Here is an 11,649-nt window from a genome sequence, read left to right as displayed (position 1 = left end):
GCTTCGTTATATGAATAGCCTAGATCGGTGACGAGCTTGACGGCAGACTTCCTAAATTCTTCTGAATACTCTCGGTTACTCATGACTGTCTCTCCATGAGCTGACCTTAACCTCTCGAAGACTGTCCGTCATCTATAGGGCACTTCACGCCCAAAGGTTTTCTCTCCCCTTCCCCAGACCCCATCCCCTCTCTTTCAAAGACGTTTTATTGAGGCTTTGCCGCTTCGTTTGGTTTGTCGGGGTTGATTTTTTGGGATTGCTTTTCAATCTGTTGAAACGGTTGTATGTTCCGGTCAGGGAAACAAAACTATGAAAACATATATATTTATACCTCCGGTTCGGAAGCCTACCGGGGGGATTACGGTTTTTTGCCAGATTGCTTCTATTCTTGCTCGTCACGGCAAGGATGTGCAGCTTGTCATGCGTGAAAAGGGTAGTTGGATGCCGCAGCTTGCGGAAGGATATCCTGATCCTGTCCATTGGGATGATGTGCAGCTGACCCCGGATGATCTCTGGCTGGTGCCCGAGGGCTGGGTGAACAGCCTTGCTCCGGGGCTGAATGCTAAGGCTAAATGTTTGGTTTACTGCCAGAATTGGGCTTATTTATTTTCCTCCCTGCCGGAAGGAGTATCTTGGGCTAATTTGCCTGTTTCATTTCTGGCGGTTTCCCATCCTGTTGAGTGGTTTATGCAACAGACCGTTGGTAAGGTTTCGCCGATTTTGCGGCCGGGTATTGATACGGAGATGTTTTATCCTCCTGAGAAGAAGTCCGGCGGAAAGATTAAAATTGCGTACATGCCGCGTAAGAACAAAGCTCTCGTCAGCCAGATCAAGTCCATTTTTGAATCTCGTAACCCCGGTGCCGAGGTCCGTTGGGTGGAGATTTCCGGGATGGATGCCAAGGGCGTGGCCGAGGCTTTGCGGTCCTGCCATATTTTTCTTGTTTCCGGCTTCCCGGAAGGTTGCCCGTTGCCGCCTCTTGAATCTCTTGCGTCAGGTTGTATCCCCGTTGGCTTTTCCGGTTTCGGGGGTTGGGACTACATGCGCCAGATTGAAGGCGCGACCTTCAAACCGTGGTGGCCTCTGCGTGATGTCCCGTGGTCCGGCAACGGTTTCTGGTCCGCAGATGCGGACGTGCTGGACGCGGCCTTCAATCTTGAAAAAGCCATTACCCTTTGGCGCGAGGGTGGTCCTGTTCTTGACAGTGCCTTAGAAGCAGGGCAACAGACCATCCGTTCATATACTATGAAAGAGCAGGAAAAAGCTGTTCTTAGTATTTGGGAAAATTTATAGAAATCCCCCTCTAAAGCCCAACTAAAAGGTTTTGAAGAGTCCAGAGAAACTTTTGCAAAAGTTTCTTTGGTCCCCGGAGGGGCGCCGAAGGCTTCTTTCATCAAAAGCGCGTAGCGCATCATATCTATATTATGGCTAAGAAAAAAAAGAAAAACAGAGCATTGCCCCAGAGCGTGGGCATAAATGTTCCGGGTGTGGAAACTCATGCCCATCTGGATTTGGAAGAATTCCGTGAAGATCTGCCGGAAGTGCTGGCAAGAGCCAAAGAGAGCGGAGTAGGCAAAATCGGTAACGTCTTTCTAGGACCGCAGGCCTACCATGAAAACAAGGGGATCTTTGCGGATTCCCCGGAAGTCTTCTTTCTACTCGGCGTGCATCCCAATGATTCCGGTAAATTTGTAGAAGAAGATATTGCGGCCATGCGTGATGCTTTCAAGGCAGACCCGCGCTTGAAAGCCGTGGGCGAGATAGGTCTGGATTTTTATTGGGACCGTGTGCCGTATGATGTGCAGGAAGATGTTTTCCGCAAACAGCTTAAATTGGCGGAGGAACTTGATCTTCCAGTAGTCATACATAGCCGCGATGCTCATGAGCGTACCCTTGAAGTGCTTGAAGATTTCGGCTGGTCCGGTAAGCCGTTGCTTTGGCACTGTTTTGGCGGTGATGCTGAGATTGCACAACGCATAATAGATCACGGTTGGTATATTTCTATTCCCGGACCTGTTACATATAAAAAGAATGAAATTGCGCAGGAAGCAGTGAAATCTATCCCGGTTGATCGTCTGGTGCTGGAAACTGATTGTCCATTCCTGACCCCCGAACCGTGGCGAGGCAAACGTAATGAACCTGCGTTCGTGGTTTTTACTGCCGCCAAGGTTGCAGAGCTGAAAGAAATGGATGTGAACGAACTCTGGAAAATTTGTTCAGACAACGCACATAAATTCTTTAATTTATAGGTTGTATGCCTTTGCCGTTTTGTGAGGGGGGTTGTCCGTTAACGAAGATGCAAAGCTCTACTATAAGTTTTTGGGACTCCTAAACCCTTTTGCAAAAGGGTTTAAGCCGCCGGAGGCAAATTCCCGTGATTAATCATAAAGTCATAACTTTCATGAATACGCGCATGCATGCGTGGACCATGGCTGAGACTGTTGATGAGATATTCAACCGCTTGAAGTTCGGCCTGTTCACCCAGCATGTGGTGATCAATGTTGCCAAGCTGGTGAACATGGGCCGGGACGTGCAACTTTATGATTCTGTGCAGAGCTGCGATATCGTCAACATTGACGGCATGGGCGTGCTCTGGGGCGCGCGTTTTCTGGGACATGAAGTGCAGGAGCGTGTGGCGGGTATCGATCTTTTTCATGCGCTGCTTAAAAGGGCGGAGCAGGAAGGCGAATCTGTCTACTTGCTGGGTGCAAGAGAGGAAGTGCAGGATAAAGCGGTTGCCAGTTTGCAAAGCAGGTACCCGAAATTGTTAATCGCCGGACATCATCACGGTTATTTTTGGGATGATGAAGAAACCGTGGTCAGTGATATTGCGAATTCCGGTGCTAAAATGCTTTTCGTGGCCATAACTTCTCCGAAAAAGGAAAATTTCATTAACCGCCGAAAAGAACAACTCGGAGTTGGTTTTGTTATGGGCGTGGGCGGGGCATTTGATATTCTTGCAGGCAAGACAAAGCGTGCTCCGCAGTTCATGCAGAAATGCGGGCTGGAGTGGTTCTACCGTCTGGTGCAGGAACCTCGGCGGATGTGGAAAAGGTATCTGGTGACCAACACTCTTTTTGCTCTGAAACTGCTGCGTGATAAAATTTTAATGGAATCAAAATGATCAGAAAGGCTTTACCCGAAGAGTACGAATTTTTAGGTAATTTATGGCTCGAAGTTTCTATCAAAGCGCATGATTTTGTTCCCCGTGAATTTTGGGAAGAGAATCTCAGTGCCATGCAACATGAATATCTGCCGGCTTCTGAAACGTGGGTGATTGAGCAGGATGGCGAAGTTGCCGGATTTATGAGTCTTGTGGGTGAAACCATTGCGGCCCTGTTTGTTTCTGCTGATAAGCAGGGAAGAGGCCTTGGTTCACGTCTTTTGCAGCACGCCAAAGAAGAGCACGAAAGTCTTAATCTTTGTGTCTACAAAGAAAACCTGCCATCTGTCGCATTTTACAAAAAGCAGGGATTCAAGGTTGGCGCAGAGCGAGAGGATGAGCACGCAGGACGAATTGAATTAGTGATGAGTTGGCAGCGTTAAACTGTCGGTTTCTTATCTGCTAACCACCCGGTTACGCCCGGATTCCTTGGCACAATAAAGTCGCTTGTCAGCTATGTGTAAAAGTTTATCCGCTGAGGGGTCCTGACATTCTTCAATGGAAGCAATACCGCTACTGGCGGTGATTTTTACTTCTCCTTCGGGGGCGGAAATAGTTCTGTTTTCACAGGCCGCCCTGATCCTTTCGGCTACAATTTCTGCTTCCCTTTTTTCCGAACCGGGCATGAGGATTACGAATTCCTCGCCGCCGTAACGGCATGGAATATCTACACCTTGGCGACAGTTCTCGTGGAGGATTTGGCCTACGGTGCGTAGAACCACGTCTCCGGTGGCGTGTCCATATGTATCATTAACGGCTTTGAAATTGTCCACATCAATCATAATGACGGAAAGCGGGCCGCCGCGACGTTTGAAACGTTGGATTTCTTCGCGCAGCCTGATGAACAGGTAGCGGCGCATATACAGCCCGGTGAGGCTGTCTTCGATCGTCTGACGGAAAAGTCTTGAATTCTCGATGGAAATTGCCGCAACAGTTGAAACGATTCCCAGCTGAAAAAGTTCGGAAATATCCCATTGCTGCCCTTTATCCCTATAGAGGGTCACAAATCCCCGAATGTGGTCGCGGGAACCAACCAGCGGAAGGCACAGGCATGTTTTGTCCGTGTTGCAGTATTCCGAGGGCAGAGGGTAGATTGAATCATCACAGACCGGGCGGACTACCGGTTTCAGGGACTGGGCAGCTTCAATCATCGCCTTGGTTAGCGGAATCTGTTCATCAATAATGAATCTGTGCTGCTTGTGTGAAGCCGCAACTCCTTTGAGCTGGTCATATTCATCATACATCATCAGGGTTGCGTCCTGACAATTACCAAGATCGCAAAAAGCTTCCAGAACCCGGTCCACAAGGATGTCGGGATCTACTTCCATAGCCAGAAGCCGGGTTGCAAAATTTATAGTCAACAGCGTTGAATCAAAATCGAATTTATCTATGGACATGATTTGTCTGGGGGGTTGGTGTTGGTGTGCATTCTTTGCATACAATGAGTCGGCCTAAAAAGACAGCACAAGATTCTCGTGAAATTTCGCGCAAACGAGTTTAGTTGAACTGGGTGATTGRCAAATTTTTTATCATGAGTACAAAAAATTCTGGAGCTGATAAAAAATTATTATTAGGGAGAGAGTTTTGTCCGTCATAGCCAAATCAAAATCTAAGCCAAGAAAGATTGATAATTATATTCCTTTTGTGGAGTTTTTGGGAACTTTTCTGGGAGAAAACTGCGAGGTTGTCTTGCATGACGCCACCAGCAAAGAAAAGTCGGTTCTTGCCATTGCCAATGAACATATTTCCGGGCGTGGTGTTGGTGCGCCACTCACTGATCTGGCTTTGAAATTTATGGTGGACGAGGTCTACCGTGAACAGGATTGGATGATGGGCTATACCACTGAGGGGAGAAATGGTCATATTCTTCATTCTGCGACGTATTTTATCAAGGATTCCGACGGGGAGCTTCTCGGTATGCTCTGCCTGAATATGGATACATCAGATATGCTGGCAGCCCGAGACTTGATCAATAAGGTTATTCATAGTGCCGGTTTTGACCGTTCTGTGAAGAAGGAAGACTACGCATCCTCGCCTACCGGAGAAGAGCACAGCGAGACTTTCCCGAAATCCATGGAAGATCTAACTGAATCGCTGATTGTGCGGGTTATTTCCGACACTAACATCTTGCCGGAACGAATGACTTCCGAGGAAAAAATGGATGTGGTTTCTACTCTTAACGAGCGGGGTGTGTTTATGCTTAAAGGTGCGATTAAGGACGTAGCCAAACATTTGGTGGTCTCCGAGGCGACTGTTTACCGCTATTTACAGAAGATTAACGATAAATAATTAGCATCACCATAGGTGCTTTAAGCCGGATCGAGCTCTTTTGAGCTTGGTCCGGCTTTTGTCTTTTGTGTGAGCGTTTGCTTATAAAAATTATTTTTGAGGAAAATAAGGATTGTTTATTTCGCATATCTATATTTTTTCAAAGTAGTAATAATTTTTTCTTGTTTGAATAAAAAATTATTGACGTGAGATTTTCTTATCGCTATACGTGAATCCGTAACAACGTGAAGGTTGTTTTTGAGCTCAAAGAAAATATCCAGATAGGAGATAGAAATGAAAAAAGTAGTTGTAAGTGAGAAAGCTCCAGCAGCAGTCGGATGCTACTCTCACGCGATTGAAATCGGAAATATGGTTTTTACCTCCGGTCAGCTGCCCATCAATGCAGAAACCGGAAAGATGCCTGAAGGCCCTGCTGCGCAGGCTAAGCAGGCTCTCGATAATCTTAAGTACGTTCTTGAAGCAGCGGACTCTTCCATGGATAACGTGGTCAAGACCACTGTGCTGATCCAGAATATCGAAGACTTTGCCGCCATCAACGAAGTCTACGCGACTTATTTTGTTGAGCCTTTCCCGGCTCGCAGCTGTTTTGAAGTGGCTAATCTTCCTCTTGGTGCTTTGGTGGAGATTGAGGCTGTTGCGGCGAAATAATTAAATTCGGCTCGTGGTGCTGCCGGGTTAATTCTAAGGGTCGTTTACGGCCCTTACAAAGGAGTGGAAAATGTCTAAGGAATCAAAATTTAAAGAGTTTGGGCTAATCATTAAACTGCTTTTCGGTATTGCAGCAGGTGTTGGTATCGGTCTTTTTGCCAACCATGCGGTAATGGAAGTTGTGGTTACTGCTAAGTACGTAATGGGGCAGTTCATTTTTTATACTGTTCCTCTTGTCATTCTGGCTTTTATCGCCCCGGCGATTACCAGACTGGGCCAGAACGCATCAAAAATGCTGGGCGTGGGCGTCTCTCTTGCTTACCTTTCCGCAGCCGGGGCCGCCACTATGGCTGCCGTTGCCGGGTATGTTCTTATCCCGCATCTTTCCATTGCAACTCAGGTTGAAGGTCTTCGCGAACTTCCCGAAGTTGTCTTTCAGCTTTCCATTCCGCCGATTATGTCTGTTATGACCGCTCTGGTTACCGCTATCGTACTCGGTATCGCCACCATCTGGGTCAAGGCCAAGACTTTTGAAAGTATGCTCGGTGAATTTGAAAATATTATGATGCAGGTTGTTACCCGTATCATCATTCCTGTTCTTCCCTTTTTTATTGCAGCCACTTTTGCAGGTCTTGCTTACGAAGGCAGCCTCACCAAGCAGCTTCCCGTATTTTTGGAAGTTATCGTGATTGTTCTTGCCGGGCATTTTATCTGGCTTGCATTTCTCTACTCTCTCGCAGGTATTATTTCCAAGCGTAATCCCCTTGAAGTGTTCAGGCATTATCCCCCCGCATACCTTACTGCGGTTGGTACCATGTCCAGTGCCGCAACCCTGCCTGTTTCCCTTGAATGCGCAGGTAAATCCAAGGCTCTCGGCAAGGACACCGTTGAATTTATGGTTCCCCTTGGCGCAACCATCCACCTCTGCGGTTCCGTGCTCACTGAGACCTTTTTTGCCATGACCATTTCCATGATGCTTTACGGTACCCTGCCTTCCGTGGGCACAATGACCATGTTCATCCTGCTCTTCGGTATCTTCGCCATCGGCGCTCCCGGTGTTCCCGGCGGAACCGTTATGGCTTCCCTTGGTATCGTAGTCGGCGTACTCGGCTTCGACCCCGCAGGTGTGGCACTGCTGCTGGCAGTCTTCGCCCTTCAGGACAGCTTCGGTACTGCCTGTAACGTTACCGGTGACGGTGCCCTTGCCCTCATGATGGAAGGTATCTTCAACCGTAACGGTGAACTCGACAAAAGCCGAGCCTCTTAGCCCGGTCTTCCATTATACCCTGCGGAGTTTATGACTCCGCAGGGATTTCGAAAAGCACAAATTTAATATCCATAGCGGCGAAGCCAAATTAAAAGGTTTTGGGATTCTTAAACCCTTTTTCAAAAGGGTTTAAGCCGCCGGAGGCATACTATGCTTAATAAAAAATGGTCTGAATTCGCAGAAATTCTCAAGCGTGAAGTTGTTCCTGCTTTGGGCTGCACAGAGCCTGTTGCAATCGCCCTTGCCGCTGCCAAGGCTGCTGAAACTCTTGGTAAAGAAGCCGAGAAGGTCGTTGTTAAAGTGAGCGGCAACCTGCTCAAGAACGGCATGGGCGTAGGCGTTCCCGGCACCGGGATGACCGGGCTGGACATCGCTGCAGCCGTGGGTGTTACCGGCGGTAAATCTGAACTCGCACTGGAAGTGCTGCGTGACCTTGATGCTGAGCAACTGGCAGCAGGTAAGAAATTGTTGGCTGACGGACGTTTGCACGTAGAGTTGGCCGATACAGAAGAATTGCTTTACGTGGAAGCTGTTGTTGAATCAGGTGCTGATTCAGCCCGCTGCGTAATCGCCCGTGCGCATGCCGCCATTGTGCTGGTGGAAAAGAATGGTGAAGATATTTTTTCCGCTCCGCTGCTCAGCAATGAGAAGAAAGAATCCGGCTGCACCATGAGCATGGAAGAAATTTTTGAATACGCCACTAAGGCTCCAGTGGAAGATCTGCGCTTTATCCTTGAAGCTGTTGAGCTTAATGAAAAAGTTGCCACTGAAGGGCTTACTGATGATTGGGGCTTAAAAGTCGGTAAATCCATTGCTCAGGACATTGAAGACGGCATCCGTTCTGATGACATTGTTTCCTACGCAATCAAGATGACTGCCGCAGCTTCCGATGCGCGTATGGAAGGCATCCAGATGCCGGTAATGAGCAACTCCGGTAGCGGTAATCAGGGACTCACCGCGACTTTGCCTGTATTGGCTTTTGCCAGACGCCGTAATGCTACTGAAGAAGAACTTATCCGTGCCCTGATCCTCAGCCACCTTTCCGCTGTGCATATGAAGAGTCACCTCGGCAAGCTTTCCGCTCTTTGCGGTGCAAGTCTTGCTGCCACGGCTTCTGGTTGCGGCATTGTGCTTCTATTCGGTGGCGGGCTGAAAGAAGTTGAAGGTGCCATGAAGAACACCCTTGGCGATATTGCCGGAATGATCTGTGACGGTGCAAAGACCTCCTGCGCATTGAAGGTTGCTTCCGCAGTTGAAGCGGCTATCAACTCCGCACTACTGGCCATGAAAGGAATCTCCATTCCCGGTAAAGACGGAATCCTAGATGATGATATCGAAGCCTGCATCCGCAACGTTGGTGAGCTTGGTTCCGTGGGTATGGCTCAGACAGATAAGGTAATTCTCAAGATTATGACTGAAAAACACACAACTGCTCCGGCAGCTTAATCTTTATATACCTACACCTCCCCCCCCCCTTTAAGTTCGTCCTTCCTTGGATAGACGAAAACAAGAAGCCCCCGATCCTGCATGGTCGGGGGCTTTGCTTTTTGCTTGAGCAGAGGAGGTTTAATACTAATCAAGCATGGTTCTGCTGGGCTTTGAGCAGGGTTTTGTTATTAACGTAGTTGAATTGCATTTGGCCGTTGCCGAGCACGGAGGCAGTGCGCAGCAAGGCGATGAGCCCGTGTCCACCTTAAGGTGAGTCTAGGGGATCTTTCATGAGCTTGGCGGAAATTACATTTACTTAGTTTTTAATGGTCTGTTCTTGGAAATAGTATTTATACGAAAGCCCAAGCAGGGCAAACCCCCTCCAGTTAAGGGGAATGTTAAATTTTGCATGAAAAAAGACGAAGCAGAGAGAAGTTCTGCTTCGTCTTCTAATTTTTATTGCACTTAGCCGTACAGAGCGGCGAAGCCAAACTAAAAGTTTTAGGAGAGTCCAGAGAACCCTTTTTCAAAAGGGTTCTTTGGCCCTCGGAGAGCCGCCGGAGGCAGACTATACCCCCAATTTGTCCGCGATAGTCTTAGCCGCGCGGCGTCCTGCGCCCATGGCTGATATTACAGTTGCGGACCCGCCTGCGATATCGCCGCCTGCGTATACATTAGGAATGGAAGTCTCTCCGCTTTCCGCATCGGTTACGATGTAACCCCACTTGTTGAGATCAAGTCCGGGGGTAGCTTCGAGCAGAACCGGGTTGGCTCCGGTTCCCACTGCGAGAATAACCATGTCGACTTCAAGCTCTTTGGTCTTGCCTTCCACTGCAACGGGACGGCGACGACCGGACTCATCAGGCTCGCCAAGCTCCATCACCTGCAGGGTCATGGACTTAACATGCGAATTTTCATCACCGTTGATGGCAATGGGCGAGGTGAGAAGCTCAAGCTGTACACCTTCCTCAATGGCATGATGCAGCTCTTCAAGACGGGCGGGCATCTCTTCCTGAGTACGGCGATAGGTGATGTAAACATTTTCAGCACCGAGACGTAGGGCAGTGCGCGCAGCGTCCATGGCTACGTTGCCGCCGCCGATGACAGCCACGTTGCGGGCCTTGGGAGCGGGAGTGTCATATTTCGGGAATTCGTAAGCGCGGCCAAGGTTGATACGGGTCAGGTATTCGTTGGAAGAATATACACCGACGAGGTTCTCGCCGGGAATATTCAGGAACCACGGCAGACCTGCACCAACGCCGATGAATACGGCATCAAAACCATCATCAAACAGATCCTGCACGGTGATGGTCTTACCGCCCACATAGTTGGGCATGAAAGTTACGCCTTTGGACCAGAGCGCGCCCACTTCACGGGCAACGATGTCTTTGGGCAGACGAAATTCAGGGATACCGTAGATGAGTACGCCGCCCACTTCGTGCAGGGCTTCATAGACTGTTACAGGTACACCGCGCGCGGCAAGGTATCCGGCTACGGTCAGGCTGGAAGGCCCGGAACCGATGCAGGCGACCTTGAATTGGTCGTTGGGCAGGGAACAGGCTGTGTGCCCGGTGATCATTTCACAGGCGGAATCACTGTCAAAGGTGTCGGCAACAAATCTTTCAAGACGGCCGATGGCTACCGGTTCGTACTTTTTGCCGAGAATGCAGGCTCCTTCGCACTGGGATTCCTGCGGACAGACGCGTCCACAGACAGCGGGCAGGGCGTTGGTGTCCTTGATGACCCGGTAAGCGGAAGGAATGTCGCCGTCAGCTAAATGTTTGATGAAACCTTTGATGTCGATTTCAACAGGGCAGCCTTTCTGGCAGAACGGCTTTTTGCACTGTAGACAGCGCGCAGCTTCGGCCATGGCTTCTTCTTTTGAATAGCCGAGGGCTACTTCTTTGAAGTTCTTGTTGCGGACGTCAGCCGGTTGTTCCGGCATGGGGGTACGTGTGGGGGTAAAATTCTGTTTATTCACCATGGCAGCTACAACTCCTGAACATTTGCATTGAAAGGTCTTCCTCTTCCTTGTACTGGGTGAGGCGCATTTTCAGTTCATTGAAATCAACTTCATGACCGTCGAATTCCGGGCCGTCCACACAGGCGAATTTGGTTTCTCCGCCAACACTGCAACGGCAGGCTCCGCACATACCCACGCCGTCAACCATGATGGAGTTCAGGCTGACAGTGGTCTTGACGCCGAAAGGCTTGGTTACCTTGGCGACCGCTTCCATCATGGGCACGGGGCCGATGGCCACTACTTCGGATACGTCTTTGTCCTGTTCAAGACGTTCACGCAGGAGATCGGTGACAAACCCTTTGTGTCCGGTACTGCCGTCATCAGTGGCAATGAGCAGCTCAGGGCAGAAGTAGCCCAGTTCGGTACAGAAAAGGAGCATGTTCTCGCTGCGTGCGCCCACAATGGCGACAACATGGTTTCCGGCCATGTGGTGGCCTTTGGCAATGTGGTGCATGGCTGCGATTCCGGTTCCGCCGCCCACACAGATGACAGTGCCTGATTTTTCAATATGGGTAGCTTTGCCCAGAGGACCGCAGACATCAAGGATGGTGTCCCCTTCATTTAATGTTTCAAGCAGGGCTGAACTTTTGCCGACGACAAGATATACTATGGTAATGGTGCCAGCTTCTTTGTTGGTGTCAGCTATGGTGAGGGGAATTCGTTCACCTTTGTCATGGATGCGTAGAATTACAAAATTTCCCGGTTTAGCCTTTTTGGCAATTTGAGGACAGTCAATGACCAGCATGGATGTCTGGCCGGGGATAAGTGCTTTTTTAGTCAGAATTTTGTTGCTCATAATCTCCTACACTGCTTAAGTTTCAGGGGAAGTTA

General features: G+C 49.2%; 11 protein-coding genes. 8 read left to right on the top strand and 3 right to left on the bottom strand.

The genetic code is table 11. The features are described from left to right. The first annotated feature begins 309 nt into the window (after positions 1 to 309). The 4 genes from D0S45_18590 (at position 310) to D0S45_18575 (ending at position 3,546) form a co-directional block, all read left to right on the top strand. Positions 310 to 1,293, top strand: a complete 984-nt coding sequence (locus D0S45_18590) for a glycosyltransferase family 1 protein (GenBank protein TIH12345.1) — start codon at positions 310 to 312, stop codon at positions 1,291 to 1,293. Between the two features lie 131 nt (positions 1,294 to 1,424). Then, on the top strand, positions 1,425 to 2,249 hold the full coding sequence (locus D0S45_18585; GenBank protein ID TIH12344.1) for a TatD family deoxyribonuclease: 825 nt from the start codon (positions 1,425 to 1,427) through the stop codon (positions 2,247 to 2,249). A 152-nt stretch (positions 2,250 to 2,401) separates the two neighbouring features. Then, positions 2,402 to 3,124 (top strand): glycosyltransferase, encoded by a 723-nt coding sequence (locus D0S45_18580; protein TIH12351.1) that lies wholly within the window; start codon positions 2,402 to 2,404, stop codon positions 3,122 to 3,124. Next, positions 3,121 to 3,546, top strand: a complete 426-nt coding sequence (locus tag D0S45_18575; protein TIH12343.1) for an N-acetyltransferase — start codon at positions 3,121 to 3,123, stop codon at positions 3,544 to 3,546. Before D0S45_18580 ends, D0S45_18575 begins: the two co-directional genes overlap by 4 nt. A gap of 12 nt (positions 3,547 to 3,558) precedes the next feature. Here D0S45_18575 and D0S45_18570 read toward each other — a convergent pair whose 3' ends face one another. Then, complete coding sequence (locus D0S45_18570; protein TIH12342.1) at positions 3,559 to 4,560, bottom strand: GGDEF domain-containing protein; 1,002 nt, start codon at positions 4,558 to 4,560, stop codon at positions 3,559 to 3,561. A 172-nt stretch (positions 4,561 to 4,732) separates the two neighbouring features. Between D0S45_18570 and D0S45_18565 the strand changes: the two genes are divergently transcribed. From D0S45_18565 to D0S45_18550, 4 genes are all read left to right on the top strand, one after another. Continuing rightward, on the top strand, positions 4,733 to 5,452 hold the full coding sequence (locus D0S45_18565) for a hypothetical protein (protein ID TIH12341.1): 720 nt from the start codon (positions 4,733 to 4,735) through the stop codon (positions 5,450 to 5,452). A gap of 273 nt (positions 5,453 to 5,725) precedes the next feature. Next, a complete protein-coding gene (locus D0S45_18560) occupies positions 5,726 to 6,100 on the top strand; it encodes a RidA family protein (protein ID TIH12340.1) in 375 nt (124 codons plus the stop codon). A gap of 70 nt (positions 6,101 to 6,170) precedes the next feature. Continuing rightward, a complete protein-coding gene (locus D0S45_18555; protein TIH12339.1) occupies positions 6,171 to 7,367 on the top strand; it encodes a dicarboxylate/amino acid:cation symporter in 1,197 nt (398 codons plus the stop codon). A gap of 150 nt (positions 7,368 to 7,517) precedes the next feature. Further along, positions 7,518 to 8,813, top strand: coding sequence for a serine dehydratase subunit alpha family protein (locus D0S45_18550; GenBank protein ID TIH12338.1), 1,296 nt, complete (start codon positions 7,518 to 7,520; stop codon positions 8,811 to 8,813). 550 nt (positions 8,814 to 9,363) lie between these two features. Here the strand turns inward: D0S45_18550 and gltA are convergent. Together gltA and D0S45_18540 are read right to left on the bottom strand one after the other, a co-directional pair. Continuing rightward, positions 9,364 to 10,779: an NADPH-dependent glutamate synthase gene (gene gltA, locus D0S45_18545; GenBank protein ID TIH12337.1), complete on the bottom strand. Its 1,416-nt coding sequence runs from the start codon at positions 10,777 to 10,779 to the stop codon at positions 9,364 to 9,366. After that, positions 10,769 to 11,614, bottom strand: coding sequence for a sulfide/dihydroorotate dehydrogenase-like FAD/NAD-binding protein (locus D0S45_18540; GenBank protein ID TIH12336.1), 846 nt, complete (start codon positions 11,612 to 11,614; stop codon positions 10,769 to 10,771). Before D0S45_18540 ends, gltA begins: the two co-directional genes overlap by 11 nt. Positions 11,615 to 11,649 lie beyond the last annotated feature (35 nt).

This window comes from Marinifilum sp. JC120 (assembly GCA_004923195.1).
Taxonomy (GTDB): Bacteria; Desulfobacterota; Desulfovibrionia; order Desulfovibrionales; family Desulfovibrionaceae; genus Maridesulfovibrio.
Note: the sequence above shows the minus strand (reverse complement) of the source record. Positions and strands in the feature narration are given on the sequence as shown.